16 protein-coding genes are annotated in these 16,450 nt (G+C 43.9%); 7 read left to right on the top strand and 9 right to left on the bottom strand.

Features of this window, described 5'->3' with window-relative positions; translation table 11 throughout:
* Positions 1-43: 43 nt before the first annotated feature.
* Together AC0L6H_RS03180 and AC0L6H_RS03175 are read right to left on the bottom strand one after the other, a co-directional pair.
* Complete coding sequence (locus AC0L6H_RS03180) at positions 44-2,161, bottom strand: TonB-dependent receptor domain-containing protein (protein WP_473392541.1); 2,118 nt, start codon at positions 2,159-2,161, stop codon at positions 44-46.
* A gap of 68 nt (positions 2,162-2,229) precedes the next feature.
* Positions 2,230-2,676: a hypothetical protein gene (locus AC0L6H_RS03175; protein ID WP_473392540.1), complete on the bottom strand. Its 447-nt coding sequence runs from the start codon at positions 2,674-2,676 to the stop codon at positions 2,230-2,232.
* 158 nt (positions 2,677-2,834) lie between these two features.
* Here AC0L6H_RS03175 and AC0L6H_RS03170 point away from each other — a divergent pair, with 158 nt between their 5' ends.
* Positions 2,835-3,479: a CIA30 family protein gene (locus AC0L6H_RS03170; RefSeq protein ID WP_473392539.1), complete on the top strand. Its 645-nt coding sequence runs from the start codon at positions 2,835-2,837 to the stop codon at positions 3,477-3,479.
* Between the two features lie 29 nt (positions 3,480-3,508).
* On the opposite strand, the gene AC0L6H_RS03165 is transcribed toward AC0L6H_RS03170, so the two are convergent.
* Positions 3,509-3,808 (bottom strand): type II toxin-antitoxin system RelE/ParE family toxin, encoded by a 300-nt coding sequence (locus AC0L6H_RS03165; protein WP_473392537.1) that lies wholly within the window; start codon positions 3,806-3,808, stop codon positions 3,509-3,511.
* Complete coding sequence (locus AC0L6H_RS03160; protein ID WP_473392536.1) at positions 3,805-4,047, bottom strand: type II toxin-antitoxin system ParD family antitoxin; 243 nt, start codon at positions 4,045-4,047, stop codon at positions 3,805-3,807. Before AC0L6H_RS03160 ends, AC0L6H_RS03165 begins: the two co-directional genes overlap by 4 nt.
* 300 nt (positions 4,048-4,347) lie before the next feature.
* Here AC0L6H_RS03160 and AC0L6H_RS03155 point away from each other — a divergent pair, with 300 nt between their 5' ends.
* The 4 genes from AC0L6H_RS03155 (at position 4,348) to AC0L6H_RS03140 (ending at position 9,125) form a co-directional block, all read left to right on the top strand.
* Complete coding sequence (locus AC0L6H_RS03155; protein WP_473392535.1) at positions 4,348-4,509, top strand: hypothetical protein; 162 nt, start codon at positions 4,348-4,350, stop codon at positions 4,507-4,509.
* A gap of 72 nt (positions 4,510-4,581) precedes the next feature.
* A complete protein-coding gene (locus AC0L6H_RS03150; protein ID WP_473392534.1) occupies positions 4,582-6,399 on the top strand; it encodes a M2 family metallopeptidase in 1,818 nt (605 codons plus the stop codon).
* Positions 6,400-6,542: 143 nt separating this feature from the next.
* Positions 6,543-7,256: a DUF4919 domain-containing protein gene (locus AC0L6H_RS03145; protein ID WP_473392532.1), complete on the top strand. Its 714-nt coding sequence runs from the start codon at positions 6,543-6,545 to the stop codon at positions 7,254-7,256.
* A gap of 48 nt (positions 7,257-7,304) precedes the next feature.
* Positions 7,305-9,125 (top strand): DUF885 domain-containing protein, encoded by a 1,821-nt coding sequence (locus AC0L6H_RS03140; RefSeq protein WP_473392531.1) that lies wholly within the window; start codon positions 7,305-7,307, stop codon positions 9,123-9,125.
* Between the two features lie 319 nt (positions 9,126-9,444).
* On the opposite strand, the gene AC0L6H_RS03135 is transcribed toward AC0L6H_RS03140, so the two are convergent.
* From AC0L6H_RS03135 to AC0L6H_RS03125, 3 genes are all read right to left on the bottom strand, one after another.
* A complete protein-coding gene (locus tag AC0L6H_RS03135; RefSeq protein ID WP_473392530.1) occupies positions 9,445-10,113 on the bottom strand; it encodes a glutathione S-transferase family protein in 669 nt (222 codons plus the stop codon).
* A gap of 142 nt (positions 10,114-10,255) precedes the next feature.
* Complete coding sequence (locus AC0L6H_RS03130) at positions 10,256-11,641, bottom strand: hypothetical protein (protein ID WP_473392528.1); 1,386 nt, start codon at positions 11,639-11,641, stop codon at positions 10,256-10,258.
* Between the two features lie 25 nt (positions 11,642-11,666).
* Complete coding sequence (locus AC0L6H_RS03125; RefSeq protein WP_473392527.1) at positions 11,667-11,873, bottom strand: hypothetical protein; 207 nt, start codon at positions 11,871-11,873, stop codon at positions 11,667-11,669.
* A gap of 402 nt (positions 11,874-12,275) precedes the next feature.
* Here AC0L6H_RS03125 and AC0L6H_RS03120 point away from each other — a divergent pair, with 402 nt between their 5' ends.
* Both AC0L6H_RS03120 and AC0L6H_RS03115 read left to right on the top strand, forming a co-directional pair.
* Positions 12,276-12,860 (top strand): fucose pyrophosphorylase domain-containing protein, encoded by a 585-nt coding sequence (locus tag AC0L6H_RS03120; RefSeq protein WP_473392526.1) that lies wholly within the window; start codon positions 12,276-12,278, stop codon positions 12,858-12,860.
* Positions 12,812-14,833: a bifunctional fucokinase/fucose-1-phosphate guanylyltransferase gene (locus AC0L6H_RS03115; RefSeq protein ID WP_473394455.1), complete on the top strand. Its 2,022-nt coding sequence runs from the start codon at positions 12,812-12,814 to the stop codon at positions 14,831-14,833. Before AC0L6H_RS03120 ends, AC0L6H_RS03115 begins: the two co-directional genes overlap by 49 nt.
* A gap of 189 nt (positions 14,834-15,022) precedes the next feature.
* Here AC0L6H_RS03115 and AC0L6H_RS03110 read toward each other — a convergent pair whose 3' ends face one another.
* The gene (locus AC0L6H_RS03110; RefSeq protein ID WP_473392525.1) at positions 15,023-15,472 is read right to left on the bottom strand and encodes a GDP-mannose mannosyl hydrolase; all 450 of its coding nucleotides are present in this window, start codon (positions 15,470-15,472) and stop codon (positions 15,023-15,025) included.
* 3 nt (positions 15,473-15,475) lie between these two features.
* Complete coding sequence (gene fcl, locus AC0L6H_RS03105) at positions 15,476-16,435, bottom strand: GDP-L-fucose synthase (RefSeq protein WP_473392523.1); 960 nt, start codon at positions 16,433-16,435, stop codon at positions 15,476-15,478.
* Between the last annotated feature and the right edge of the window lie 15 nt (positions 16,436-16,450).

Below are 16,450 nucleotides of genomic sequence, written 5' to 3'. Positions count from 1 at the left end.
AGTTAACACCCGCAGGCAAGACCTGCCCGCTAAACCTAAGCTGCTAAAAGATATAATCAACATACACGCCCACATTACGACCAATCTCTGGGACTTTTTGGCCAACCGCCAAATCGCTACCCATAATGCGATTAACGCCTCCTAAATGCTGTGCATATGCTTTATCTAGCATGTTCTCAATCGTAAGAGTAAGGCGCAATGCTTCAGAAAATTGATATTTCACATTCATATCCCACACGCCATAACCCGGGGTAGACGTTTCGTTTTGCAAGCTTGATACATCTGTTTGGCTGGCGGCTAATTTAAGCATTAAGGAAATATCTAGGTCGTTGTTGCTGTAATGAATTGCACTATTAGCACTTAAAGGAGCAACCCGGTAAAGAGGGAGTTTTTCACCGTTTATAGCGTCTTTAAGTTTGCCTTTTACCCATTGCGCACTAGTTGTAAATTGCCACTGGCTTGAAAGCATTTTTGATAGATAAATATCAGCGCCATAAAGGGCTGCATCTAAATTACTCCACTGTAACGGTTGTTGGGCGCCCATCATGTTCGCAATCATATTTGCCGGCATGTTGCTACTAGGTGTGCCCACAATATAGTTGTCGATAGATTGATAAAACACGTTCGCCATAATGCTTAAGCCATTGTGCTGATACTGCAAACCAATATCGCTTTGCAAGGCTGACTCTTTTTTAAGATCTAGACTACCAATATAGTTGCGTCCATCAGCCAAGCCGCCACTCACGCCTAGCGGGAACCAAGTGTATAGCTCACTATAAACGGGGGCACGCTCTTTTTGGCCAACAGAAAAGGTGCCTTTTATGTGTTTGCTAAGTGGCATGTAGGCTTTTAATACCAGGTCGCCCAAGTTGAAATCAAGCTGCCTGCCTGCCGTATTAAAGTTAGACACCAAGGTCGCGATATTTGGATTCATCATCGCCATATTCGAACCCACTTGCTCGGCGTTATAACTTACTCGCGTCGCGCGTGCGCCCAATTGCCAATCAATCGCTTTTTTAGATTCGCTCAATGAAAAGTCATATTGCGCATAAGCGCTGCTAACCTTGCGGGTTATATTGTTAAAGTTTTGAATAAAAAACATCGCATTATTTGGGTTAGTAATGCGCGAGTTATGGCTTTTTTGGTGAACGTTTATACCAAAGGCAAGTGCATCACCCTGCGCATTTATTCGCGTTAAATCGACGTCCATGCCTGCTGCGTCACTGTCGACCGTGTTTTCTCTGAACATGATTGGCATTGCATTCGCTCTATTCGAGAAATTATCCATAAGATGTTCATTTTGGTTGCCCGATACTTTTACATTGGCTTGCCAAACATCGTTTATGTCGATGTTGTAATTAAGTTTATACCAAAGGGCATCTATAAAATTGATATCCATTGCCAGTGCAGGCGTACCCGATGCATTGGTATTGACCACACCAATTACCGCATCAAGGCGGCTGTTATCATTATGATAGCCTGCCAATAGTTTTCCGCCGGTTCGCTTGTAAAAGGTAGACGGTACAATTAGGCTGTCACCACTTTCATAGTTGTTGGCGCTTTGATATTGGCCCTGCAACGACACATAGCTTTGCTGATTAGCCGTATCGAGGCGCGCACTTAAGCTGTTTGCGTCATTGTTAGTATAATAACCGGCCGACACCAATCCACTTGCTTGCCATTCATTATTGCTTGAAAATCGTGGCAAGCTGCTTTTAATTTCAATGGCCCCGCCTAGGGTTTCGTAGCCAACCGATACCGGCGCAATGCCTTGGTGTAAAACAAGTTCTTGGCTGCTGCCTAAAACGTGCGATAAAGGGCTATCCATTGCGTTTGGGCCCGCCCCGGTGATTTGCATATCGTCAATTTTTATATGCAAACGATCACCAAATAGCCCGCGGTATTGCACAACACCGCTTAGCATGCCGTTTCCATTTACACTGACCCCAGGAATTTGGGAGAGCTGCTCACGCAAATCGGGCGAGCTGGTATCGGCCAAGTTAATTTCTGAAGCAACCAAGCCGGTGTTAATTTGGCCGGTCACTTCGATGCGTTCAACGCTACTTTCTTGCGCAAAACTGATAGATGAAAAAGGAAGCGCTAGCGCTAAAGCGCTCATAAAAATGCGGGGCGCAGTGCGCACTCGTTTAGATAACAACATAAATAATTCTCGAAAATTTAGAAAAAGCGACTTCGTTAAAAAGCCGATTGAAAATACAATGCTAAGGTTTACACGAGAATAGAAGGGGGTGCGCGGGCGCGTTTTTTATAGCTAAATAAGGTGCTTGTAAACAGCACTGGCTGAGAAATTACCAATGCGTGTGGCAATGAATCAAATAATGGTGTGCTTATGCTAGCATGAGCGGTTTTGGGCAGGTCGCCTAAATGTGCGAACACACAATCGACTTCATGCAAGTTAGTAGGAGTATCGTTAGGGGCGACAACTTCTACAATTTCACCGCTATCAAAATACACATTGGCATCAATCCAGCGCATGCTGGTACCAGTACAAATTGCCAGCGTATCGGTGCTTGCGTATGTTTGCATACTCGCCATCGCGCTAGCACTCACGAAGGAAGTTAAGCCCTGATTAAAGGCCAAGCTCACTATGAGTAACAACTTGATAAGTATGTGATTAGCTAAAGTTTTGCGCTGCATGATGGTATTTAAGCTCAATAGAAAGGCATTTACAAGCACAAAGCATCGCAATTTAGAACTATATGATGCAGGTCAAATTTTATGGCCTTGTGATCTGTGAGCATGTTGTACACATACTAGAGGGTAGACTTTAATTGCTTGCGCTATTACTAATACCAGCAAGTAGCGAGGTAAGTATGTATCAAACGCAAATGCGACACAGTGAAAATTCAGGTTGCGGCTTTTGTAGCAGCCTATCTGCGCTGCTGGTGGTTTTGATACTAACAAGCCTTTCATTAGCAAGTGGTGCTATGAACAATACCGAACAGTTTTCAAGCCCTGGCGTAAATGTGGCTAACGCAAATGAACTCGACAATTGGATTATTGTGAACGACACCGTTATGGGCGGGCGTTCACAAGCAAGGGCAATGTTTGCCCAAGATCATATGCAATTTAAGGGTAGTTTGTCATTACAGAATAACGGCGGATTTGCCTCAGTTCGCCGAATAAAATCGCTGGTGGATTGGCAAGCAGGCAAGGCTATTACAATTGTCATTCGAGGCGATGGACGCAACTATCAGTTTCGCTTACGCACCAACCGCACACTTGACGGAGTCGCCTATGTAAAAGAATTTACGAGCCAAAAGGGCGAATGGCAAAGCATTACATTTACCGAAGATGATTTCACCCCACAATTCAGAGGCCGCGTAGTCCCAAGCGCCAAAAAACTAAGCTTTTCCGATATCACCCAACTGGGCTTCATGCTAGCCGACAAAACCCCGGGTGATTTTGAACTACACATTAAATCTATCGCGCAAAACGTTGAGGCAACTGCGCGTTAAGCCCGCGCACTATCATTATCTAAAGACTGCTATGCATTGACGTTAGACGCATAGTCCATTCTTCGATGCAGAATCCTAACGATAAAAATTTCCTGTAACGTCACTTTTCTAAAGAAAATGATATGGCTATCTTGAGGATACTTGAAATATCCTTCACCAATTTCGTTGCAAGGCCTTCCCAGCGTTGCTTTGTTGGCAAGCAATCTAAATGTTTGATCAAATTGAGTAAGGTAAATATTACGTTGGTCGCGACCCCATTTAGACTGAGTAAAAGTAGCGATATTCTTTAAGTCCTGTTTGGCCTTAACAGATAATTTGAATCGATTCACTTACCCAATTCACCATCCAACTCTGAAATAAGTGAATCTAAGTTGTACTCCGCTAAACCGCTTTGCTCACCTTCGTCCAATGCTTGACGCAATGCATTTAATTTGGTCTCTTGCGTCTCTAATAGTCGAAGCGCAGTTCGAACAACTTCGCTAACAGAACCATATCGACCAGTTTGAACTTGCTCAGATATAAAAGCATCGAAATGGTCACCTAAGGTTATACTTGTGTTTTTAGCCATAACATCACCTAACATACCAATATATACCTGATTATGGTATTTATATAGTGAAAGTCAAGTGAAGACACCAACCCTCGTCATACTCACCCTAACCCTCGTCATAGTCGCCCCAACCCCCGTCATGCTCGCCCCAACCCTCGTCATACTCGCCCCCACCCTCGTCATACTCGCCCTAACCCTCGTAATACTCGCCCCAACCCTCGTCATGCTCGCCCCACTCCTCGTCATGCTCGCGAAGGCGAGTACCTCCCACATTACACAGCAAATCAAAAACGACCTCCGTGGTTAGCTTGCTAGGTAATGCGGGAGATTACTGCCTGCGCAGTAATGACGGGGGCCTTTGCAGTAATGACGGGGGCCTTTGCAGTAATGACGGGGGCCTTTGCAGTAATGACAGTGGTGGGTGCAGTAATGACGGCAAGGGTTGCGGAGTTAGTAAAATCCGTAATCGCTACCTATTAACGAATCCCACACAAAAGCGTATACTCAACTATTGTAGTAATCACATCCATCAAAAACATGGGAATAACAATAATGAAAAAAACAAAGCAATCCCTCCTCGTTGCCGCGGTCTTAGTTGCTGGCATAGCATGTACACCCAAGCCCGAGGTACAAGCACCAGCTCCCCTTAGTGCTCAAGACGCAAAAGACTTTATCACCAAGGTGGAAAGCGACATTAGCAAGCTGTCAAAGCCGGGTTCGCACGCTGCTTGGGCTTATGCTACGCATATTAACTACGACACCGCGCAGGTTGATGCTTATTTTAACGAGCAGCTGTCGGTGCTATGGGCCAAATACGCGGTAGAAGCAGCCAAATTTAACAACGTAAAAGTAGATGCCGACATTCGCCGTCAATTAGAGCTGCTCAAATCAGCGCTTGAAATTGCCCCACCTGCTGATGCAGCCAAAGCTGAGCGTTTAGCTGCCATTGGCGCTGAAATGACCGGCATGTATGGCTCTGGCCAATACTGCAGAAATGACGACGAATGTTTCTCATTAGTTGAAATGAGCAGCCAAATGGCAACTAGCCGCGACCCTAAATTACTACTAGAATTTTGGCAAGGCTGGCGCGAAATCTCAAAACCCATGCGCGGCATCTTCGCAGAGCAAGTCGATATTGCTAACGAAGGCGCAAAAGAGCTTGGCTTCAGCGACACCTCTGAACTTTGGCGCGCCAAATACGACATGCCAGCAGACGATTTTTCACAAGAACTTGACCGCTTATGGGGCCAAGTAGAACCCTTCTACGAAGCCTTGCATTGCCACGTGCGCGCCGAACTTTCTGACTACTATGGCAACGACGTAGTGCCTCTTGATGAACCTATTCCTGCGCATTTGTTGGGCAATATGTGGGCACAAAGCTGGGGCAACGTGTACGACATTGTTAAACCAAAGCAAGAGCTACAAGTACCCGACGTCACCAAAGCACTAGTAGATCAAGGCTACGACGAAGTCCAAATGGTGAAACAAGCCGAAAACTTCTTCTCATCCTTAGGCTTTGCGCCATTGCCTGACACCTTCTACGAACGTTCTATGTTCCAAAAACCCGAAGGGCGCGACGTGCAATGCCATGCCTCGGCCTGGAACCTTGATGACAAAGACGACCTACGCATAAAAATGTGTATTCAAAAAACCGGTGAAGAATTTAACGTTATTCATCACGAGCTAGGCCACAACTATTATCAGCGTGCTTATAAAGATCAGCCTATGTTATTTAGAGGCTCTGCCAACAGCGGTTTCCACGAAGCCATAGGCGACACCATTGCCTTGTCGATTACCCCCGCGTATTTGCAAAAAGTAGGCTTAATCGACAGTATTCCCGATGAGTCAAACGACATAGGTATGTTGCTAAAAGTCGCCCTCGACAAAATCGCTTTTGTGCCCTTTGGTTTGATGGTTGATCAATGGCGCTGGCAAGTACTGCAGGGCGATATTAGCCCCGAACAATACAACGCCCTTTGGTGGGAACTACGTGAAAAATACCAAGGCGTGAGCGCACCCGTAGAACGCGGCCCAGATGCCTTTGACCCAGGCGCTAAATACCACGTACCGGCGAATGTGTCGTACACACGTTATTTCTTAGCGCATATTCTGCAGTTCCAGTTCCATCAAGCCTTGTGTGATATTGCGGGTAACGAAGACCCACTACATCGCTGCAGCATTGTTGACAGTGTTGAGGCCGGCACCGCACTAAACGAGATGCTTGAAATGGGCCGTAGCAAGCCATGGCAAGAAGCCATGACCGTACTTACCGGCAAGCCCGACATGGACGCATCAACTATTGAAAACTACTTTGCGCCCCTTAAAGTATGGCTTGATGAACAAAATGCTAACCGTGAGTGTGGTTGGTAGGGCACGGCTTATTTAAGCCTCGCGCACAGTGTATAGCTGCTGCGCGACAGCTTTGTGTATAGCGTAAAACTATTGCTTAGCGTGCAAGTAAGGTAAACTTCACGCTAAGCGCATATTTTTTAGAATCTAGTGAGAAATAGTTAATGCAGCAATGGTTAAAAGCAGGCGTCGCAATAGGTGTGCTCATGTGCTTATTTAGTTGTGCCACTAGCACCACTAATACCAATAGCACCAGCGGCGCAGACGAGCCCAGCAGCAAGGTTTTAGATTACCAAAAAAGCGATGCCGACTACTACGCCTTAGTCAAGCTCATCAGAACCCAAACGGCGCAAGCCAGTGATTACGATAAGCTCATTCGCATATATCCACTTACGTCCTTATACAAGCCTAAAAGCGACCACGAACAAGCAGCGAAACTACTTTCACAAAGCTATATGGAAAACCAGCAATGGCGAGAATGTTTAATCACTAACGAAAAACTCCTTAGCCTAAATTATACCTCGCTAACTGGGCACTATGGCGTATCGATTTGTGCAACCGAGCTTGGAAACCTAGCGCTGGGCAAATTCCATAATGCGATTTTAGATAATTTTATAGAAGCGATTTGGCGCACCGGCAGCGGCCAAAGCCCCGAATCGCCGTTTTACATTACCAGCGTAAACGACCTTTACGCCTTCATTCAATTACATCAGTTAGTAGCGGTAGGGCAGTCCTTGACGTATGTCAATAATTTGCCAATTCAAGCAATTCGAGTACAAAATCCTGAAACAAATCGAACCTTTACGTGGTATTTTAACGTTACGCCCGAATTTAGACGTGGCATTATTGATACGCTCGAAAATAAAGACAGCGAATAAAAGCCACAAACAAAATAATAAGAACTATAAACACAAGGAACTTAATACATGAAAACTTTCTTTAAATGGTTTGGCATAGTCGTACTTGCCATTCTTGTGCTGGTTGGCGCATGGGCAACCCACGAATGGAAGGCTGAAAAGCCCTTCTCGTTTAATAACTTCTTAAACCGCACCTTGGTAAAAGAAGCCCTTAATAGCCCGCAAACACTCACCTCAATTGGTGTACTTGATGGCATGGGCATTACCGGCCATAACGCACATTTAAACGATGCCAGCGAAGCTGCGTCAAAAGCTTCCTTCGAACGCTTAAGCAAAGCCCACCAAGTCTTACTGCAATATAAAGACGAAGACCTAAGCGAAGACGAACTGCTTTCAAAAGAAATCGCCCTGTACTTGTTTGATACCTTAAAAGGTTACGAGGAGTTTCAGTATCACAGCTACCCCTTTAACCAAATGTCGGGTGCGCAAAGCGGTTTCCCAAGCTTTATGGATTCGCAACATGCTATTACGGGTGTTGAAAGCGTAGAGCATTACATTTCACGCCTGCAAGAATCAAAACGCTACTACACCCAAACCCTTGAAGGCATGCGCGTTCGAGAAGAAATGGATATATTCCCACCTAAGTTTGTTGTGCAGCGCGTAATAGATGAAATGACCGGCTTTATCGACAAGCCCGCCACCGAAAACGTACTTTATACCTCGCTTGCCAAAAAGATGGAAGACGCGCAAATTCCAGAGGAGCAAAAAGCAGACCTACTGGCAAAAGCAGAAAACGAAATACAAAGCACCGTATACCCCACTTACCAAATGCTGATTGACTATTTCACAGGGCTAAAAGAAAAAGCCGGCACCGACGACGGAATTTGGCAAATGCCCCGCGGCGATGAAGTTTACAAACTCGCCCTTCGCTTTATGACCACCACCGATTACAGCGCCGATGAAATACACACCATTGGTTTAGCCGAAGTTGAGCGCATTCAAAGCGAAATACTGTCTATTTTAGCCGCTGAAGGTTTTGATGTGTCACAAGGCTTTACCGCCGCCATTAACGAACTTGCTGAGCAAGAACGCTTTTACTACCCTGACACCGATGAAGGCCGCGAACAAATCTTAGCAGACTACCAAAGCATTCTTGACGAGATTGATGCGGGCCTTGGCGATGCCTTTTTAATTCGTCCTAAAGCGGGCATGGAAGTAAAACGTATTCCACTATTTAAAGAGAAAACCGCCCCAGGCGCTTATTACCAGCGCCCAGCCATTGACGGTTCGCGCCCGGGTGTATTTTATGCCAACCTTTACGACATAAAAGCCACGCCAAAATACGGCATGCGCACCTTGGCCTATCACGAAGGTATTCCGGGGCATCACTTTCAGGTAAGTATTTCGATGGAACTTGAAGGCGTACCGATTTTTAGAACGCTTTCTCCCTTTGTGGCTTATACCGAAGGCTGGGCTTTATACACCGAATACCTAGCATGGGAACTTGGTTTCCAGGATGACCCCTACGACAACATAGGCCGCCTGCAAGCCGAGCTATTTAGAGCCGTACGTCTAGTGGTAGACACCGGCATACACGACAAACGCTGGACGCGCGAATACGCCATACAATACATGCTTGAAAACACCGGCATGGCACAAAGTGATGTAATCTCAGAAATTGAGCGCTACATCGTTATGCCCGGCCAAGCCACATCGTACAAAGTAGGCATGATGAAAATCTTAGAAGTACGCGAAAAAGCCAAGCAAGCCTTAGGCGACAAATTCGTACTAGGCGAATTCCATGACGTGATTTTACGCAACGGCGCAGTGCCACTGGCGATTATGGAGCGTTTGGTTGATCGTTGGGTTGAAGAGAAGTTAGCTGAGTAGTTTTACACTTAAGCTAAGTAATATCAGTGGTTTATATCACCTTTGTGCACATTGAAAAATGCAATAGAATACAAAGGTATAAACCATTATATCTTTATCAGCAAACTTATTTTGTATCCTAAACGCCGGTTAAGTGACCCATCTGACTGATACATTCAACCGAGTTCATGGCAAAAGCGCGACGTGTGGTCAAAGCGGTCGCGCTTTTTTTGACCCTCACCGCGGTCATCTCCGCACCCCCAACGCGGTCATCTCTGCACCCCCAACGCGTCATTGCTGCGAAGGCAGTAATCTCCCCAAACAACCCCCAAACTACCCATCACCCCTTAGCAAAAGCCGCCTTCAAATAAGCATTAAAAGCCGGCCCCGCAGCCTTCTTAGCATCAGCAATAATCTTCACCTCAGCCATCCCATTCAGCTTCTCAACCAGCTCCTTCGCCCCCGGCGCCTCAGCCAATAAATCAATCTCAAACAACTTCTTCGCTACGCCACCCGCCAAATCAACCGAATACAAAAACATAATATCAGCCGCTGTTAACTTATCCCCGGCCATAAACGGCGAAAACTCAGCCGCACGCGCAATCGCCTGCATACCATTTAACAAGGCCCGCTTAACCTCTTTTTTCGTAATATCAGCCACAGGCACACCCCAAAACGCCTCGGTATGACAGCGCCGCGCCGGTAGCTCAATATAAAGCTCAACCATTTTCATCAATTCCCTAATACGCGCCTTCTCAAAAGCGCTACCACCAATTAGCGGCATATTCGGCTCAATCTCATCCAAGTATTCAAGAATAACGTTTGTTTCAATCAGCATACCGTCAGGCGTTTTAAGCGCTGGCACCTTGCCAGTGGGCACAATAGCCAAGTATTCAGGTGTTTGATTAGGATAGGTAGTGACCACCTCGTACTCAATGCCTTTTAAAGCCATGGCGAGTTTGATCATGTTGTAGTAGTTGCTTACGTCGAATCCGTATAGGGTTAGCATGGTTGGGCTCCGTGGTTTTTCGTTATAGAGTAGTTGGTATAATAATACGGCACTGGAGCTGTAAAGCTTCATTTTTAGTTTTGATGGTATCTAATTAGCTATCTCAATGAGATGTTTCGTGCCGCTAAACTATTCTAGAATATTAAACTGGTGAGGGTAGCGATATAAGCTCTTTGAGCTCGGAAATTACATGAGTTCCACCCCACAAAAATATAACTAAGCCAAAAAGAAATACTGCACTAAAAATCATAATTCTCCGCGCAGCTTTCGTTCTTAATTTATTTATTAATCGTTTAACATAAACAATTTTATTCAGGATTTTGTTTAAGTACCAAGCAATTGGAAAGATATAAATAAATGGCAAAGCAAGAATTATATTTTTAAGTGTATCGTTAGATACATAGTCAGCAAACCGTTCCTTAACCCCTTCGACTTCAGCCACATTCACAGAATATAGCAATATCAATGAAGCTAACGCTGTAATCATCGTTGTCAGCGTCACAAATTTTTGTTTCAAATTTGTCATTGCCAGCTGTTCATTGCGTTGTTTGTCTTGTAATACAGAATATGAAGCTGAAATATTAGAAAAATAGTTTAGTTGCGATGACTTCTGTTTATCGTCTATAAATTCATGTAAATGAAAGGTCTCTACAAGCGATTTCCCGTATTCATTAACGCCAAGAACAAAATGTTCAACATCATTGACGAAATCCTTTAAATGAACGCGTTTAATATCTACCATTGCAAACAGTATTTGGTTGATCATTGCAGAAGCTAAATTCTGTTTGTCATTTAAGGGTTCAGTCAACTTAAACACAGTGGTAATTGAATCTTCAGATTGCGGATGATGTTTGTGGCGATGAAAGGCATACTTAATATAATAAAATGATTGTCTCACTATTGTAGATTCACTTTCTACATCTTGTGTCTGCAAATTGAACTTAGGATCTCGTTTCATGTATTTTAAGAAGGTTAATCCCGAACCGTCTAATATAAATTGAACATTAAAGAGGCGCTTGTCTTTTTGTCTAGCATCACTAAGGACAGTATTTAGCTCCTCAGATAGTTGCAATACTTCAGACTCAATCTCATGTAGCTCTTTCCTATCGAAGCTAGACTTACTCTTAATTTTAGTTATCGCGGAATTTTTTAGGTCTATTTGTTGTAGCAGTGGCTCTACACTATTTTTGAAGACAGAATCGTTGAGCGTATCCATATACGGCCAAAGATAAACTTCCCCTCTATATTGGCCGTCGATATTTACTCGCCCCAACATAACTACTCTAAACCTACCATCCAGTGGTAAGCGGTCTCGCCAGTTGTGCACAGAGCTAACCAATGAATAAGGCGTATCAGTAATATTTTGGCTAAACAGGTAGTTTTTGGGGTTATGGCGGATTTTAGTTATTAGAGGAACTGAGCGTAAACCAATATCAATGAATGAAAATTTGAGTTGACCAGCTAGGCAGGGCGTCCAACCACAATAGTCGAACCGTTCTAGTAAATTATCAATCCGTGATTTATTCAAATGCTATCCTTGCATGCTAACGACTTTAATTATCTGCGAGTCGCTTATCTGATTTGACACTGTCACCGTCAACAACTGCGCCATGACATATAAACGCACCGTTCTCCCTGCTTAAAACGGAAGTCATGTTTTTTTGGTTTTCAGACGTTAGTGATAACAGAATTTGCTTTGCAGAAAAAAACAGAATACACAAACCGAAAATGGTTAGTGCCGAATACATTATCAAATCCATTTATAGCGCCTCACTGTTTTATTGATTCTTTAACTGGGTGGAGGATTATACGCTCGACCTAGTTGATGTCAACTTACCAATAAATATACTTGACATAGTGAAATATAGCAAATATCGGCGAGCCATTTTTATCGTTACTGTGTAAGTCTATCGACATATTCGAATAATTTGTTAAGCAATTTAAGTGCAAAATTTTTGAAAATTGGCTCAAATTAATAAAATTAAGCGGACTGTAAAAGAGTAAACACCGCATAGTTAAAAATTAGCTTCAATTACGTTTTACCACTCTCTCCTCATTTTATGTATACTTAAACAATTGTTGGTAGTATGTGAACAATGGCTACTCATCTTCTGAACAAAATAATTTGAATTTACATAACTTGTATAGGAATAACCGCGTAAATGAAAAGTTTGCTTTCGCTACCACCCAACCTCGTTCGCTACTTTCACGAAGTAGAAGACAAAGACCAATCAGAATGGTTTTGCACCAGTGACCTAGAGAACACGCCACTAGGCTCAGGTGGAGGTACCGCATGGCTATTAAAGCAATGTGCGCAAAGCGAAGAAAGTGAAGGTTTCTCAGAGTGGCTTGGTAAAGATAAGAGAATGATCATCCATGCGGGCGGACAAAGTAGACGATTACCTGCCTATGCACCGTCGGGGAAAATATTAACGCCTATTCCTGTTTTTAGGTGGGAACGCGGCCAAAAAATCAATCAAAACCTGCTTGATCTGCAGGTTCCTTTATATAAAAAAATACTCAAGAAGACACCCAAAAGTTTAAATACCCTTATCGCTAGCGGAGATGTTTACATTCGCTCCGAAGGTCAAATTTCAGCGTTACCCGAAGTTGACATAGCCTGTTACGGACTATGGGTAAATGCAGAACTCGCGCAAAACCATGGCGTATTTATTTGTGATAAGAGTAATCCGCAAGAATTACTCTATATGCTTCAAAAACACTCGCTATACAAAACAGAGTTGTAGACCAACGCTCAATACTGCATAAAGACTCAAAACCTCATCCGTCAATGTTTGTTCAAAACGCCGAAATAAACATCAAGCTCAATTCAGAGCAGCGTAACTTGTGGATTGAAAACGCATACATTGGTAAAAATTGGGAAATCCATTCCAACCATATCATCACAGGTGTGCCAGAGAACGATTGGGCTATTAATTTACCCTCGGGTATTTGTTTAGATATCGTTCCCATCGACGATGATTTGTATTGCATTCGCCCCTACGGTTTTAACGATAAATTTAGAGGTGAAGTCGCTTATGTCGAAACAAATTGGTTAGAAAACAGTTTTCAAACATGGCTTAGTGAGCGCGGTTTAACTTTAGATGAACTCGCCATAGCGCCCAATACTGATATTCAGTCTGCCAATATTTTCCCCGTCGTGCCTTTAGCGCAACTAACACAAAGCCTAATAAGCTTTTTGATATCAGGAGGAGATGCCAGTCATCGCAGCGAATACCTAAACCAACAACGCATATCTGCCATCGATATTAGTGAAAGAGCCAACTTAAAGCGCCTATACGAGCAACGTGACAGCTTTCGCAAAGCCAATTACCCCTTGCTGCACAAAAACTTTGATAAAAGCGTGATATACCAGATTGATTTAGACGATGTTGCCAAGCGTGTGGCAACAGACAATATTGAAATGTCGCCTTACAATGCACCTGCAGACCCATTCTTGCTAATGCATGAATATATGTTCCAGGCAAAAATAAAACAGTACCAAAACAAAGATTCTAGTGATGACGAGCGCCAAGCGTTCACATTACTTCAAAACAACATTATCGATACGCTGCCTGCCAAAAACTTGCTGCCGCAATTAAGTGTTTATCAAGATCAGATTGTATGGGGACGAAGCCCAATACGCATAGATTTAGCCGGCGGTTGGTCAGACACGCCACCTTTTAGCTTAATACATGGTGGCGCGGTGGTTAACATGGCTGTTGAATTAAACGGCCAACCGCCCTTACAAGTTTTTATTAAGCCATCGAAAGAATACAAAATTATACTGCGCTCAATAGATATTGGCGCGCGAGAAGACGTAACCACCTTTGAAGAGTTGGCAAGATTGACTGAAATAGGTTCAGCCTTCTCAATACCCAAATCAGCGCTATGTTTAGCGGGCTTTCACCCTAGCTATTGTGAAAAAAGCTATAAGAGCTTGAGTGAGCAACTACAAGACTTTGGCTCGGGTATCGAAATTTCTACCTTAGCCGCCATCCCCAAAGGTTCGGGCTTAGGTACAAGCTCAATATTAGCGGCAACCGTACTAGGTGCAATCTCCGATTTTTGCGGCTTTAACTGGAATCCAAACGAAGTAAGCCACCGCACATTAGTGTTAGAGCAATTACTCACAACCGGTGGCGGTTGGCAAGACCAATACGGCGGTGTATTGCCCGGCATAAAACTGCTGCATACACAAAAAGGCGCAAGCCAAATACCCGAAATTAAATGGGCACCTGAGTTTATTTTTTCTGAGCCCGAAAACAAATCAAGAATGTTGCTTTACTACACAGGCATAACACGCGTTGCAAAAAACATCTTGTCTGAAATAGTAAAAGGGATGTTTTTAAATGAGAGCAAAAACAATGCCTTACTGCATGAAATTAAACTGCATGCCTTTGATACCTTTGATATATTACAGCGTGGTAATTTTGAAGCTTTCAGCCAAAGCATAGCCCATACTTGGTCACAAAAGCAGGAGCTAGACCCAGGAACAAACCCGCCCGAGGTGCAAAACATAATCTCACAAATTGAAGATTATGCATCGTCGTACAAACTGCCTGGTGCAGGCGGAGGTGGCTATATATTCATGATTGCCAAAGACCAAGAAGCAGCCGGAAAAATCAGACAAACGCTAATCAACAACCCACCAAACAGCTTGGCTAGGTTTGTAGATATCGATTTATCGAGAACGGGCTTTCAGGTGACTAGGTCTTAACACCTAGGCCGTCATGCTCGCGAAGGCGAGCATCTCCTCAAAAGCCTAGTAAATCCAATAAAAGCCAGCGTTCATGCATGTGATTCTAGAGATTCTTGCCTCCGCAAGAACGACGTTTGTTAGGACTCGTGCTCAAGCGAATAGTATAACGCCGCCGCGGGAATGACATTTTAGATTTAAGCGCACAACCTAACTAAAATACCACTTAGTATGCAAATGCACCGCCTCACTAGCCAGCAGTTCAGAAACACCAAACCATTTATACTGGCCATGCTGCTTCTCTGGAAGCTGATTAAGCGGGCCGCTTATTTTGAGCTTATAAGCAATCGCAACATAGTGAGTTGAAAAGCTCTCGTCAAACACATTGTCAGAATAAAAATGGTCGAAAGGGCCAAGTAGCTCGGCCTCTTCAATACTAAAAGTTTGGCCCAGCTCTTCTTGAGTAAGCCTTTTAAAAGCATTCGCCATCGACTCATCTTTCAAAATGCGCCCGCCTGGCACAAACCAAAAACCTTTAGCTGGGCGATTTAACCTTTCGCCCAGTAAAGCTTCGCCCTTATCGTTTTCAACCACTAAATCGATTGATACCAAAGGACTGTTTTTAATAACTTCAGTAAACTTCGCTTTGCTTAAAAACATAGTTTATTTTCTAAAGTTATCTTGGTTGGCTAAAAACCACTGGTAGGTAGCTTCAAGGCCTTCCTTTAGGTCAATCTTATATTGCCAACCTAAGCTTGCTAAACGGCTTACGTCCATTAATTTACGCGGTGCACCGTCGGGTTTGCTGGCATCAAATATAATGCTACCCGTGTAGCCAATAACTTCAGCGACTGTTTCGACTAATTCACGAATAGTGCAATCAACACCTGTGCCCACATTAATATGACTTAGCATAGGCTCAGTGTTTGCTTCGTAGGTGGCTTTGTCTAATTGCATTACGTGTATTGAGGCGGCTGCCATGTCGTCTACATGCAAAAACTCGCGCATAGGTTTACCACTGCCCCAGGCCACTACTTCACTCGCGCCAGCTAACTTAGCTTCATGAAATCTGCGAATTAAGGCGGGGATAACATGTGAATTTTCAGGGTGAAAATTATCATTCTCACCATAAAGGTTAGTTGGCATGACCGACCTATAATTACGACTAAACTGCCTGTTGTACGATTCGCACATTTTTATGCCGGCTATTTTAGCAATGGCATAAGGCTCGTTAGTGGGCTCTAAAGTACCCGTTAATAGCGCATGCTCGGTCATAGGTTGCGTAGCCAGTTTAGGATAAATACACGATGAACCCAAAAACAACAAATCATTCACGCCGCTCACATGGGCTGCATGAATGATATTGTTTTGAATCATTAGGTTTTCGTAAATAAAATCCGCAGGATAGGTGTTATTTGCCACTATACCGCCCACTTTAGCGGCGGCTAAATACACCTGGTCTATCTTCTCTTCTTCAAAAAAGCGCATTACATCCGCTTGGCTAGTTAAGTTAAGCTCGCTGCGGCTGCGCGTAATTACGGTGTTTGCTTCGTTCTTACTAAGCTGCTTTGAAATAGCCGAGCCAACCATACCATTGTGGCCGGCAACAAATATACGTGTCATATGATTTCTCTCTAT

This window comes from Glaciecola sp. G7-5 (genome assembly GCF_055808975.1).
The sequence above is the reverse complement of the archived record's forward strand: the minus strand, read 5'-3'. Positions and strand labels throughout refer to the sequence as shown.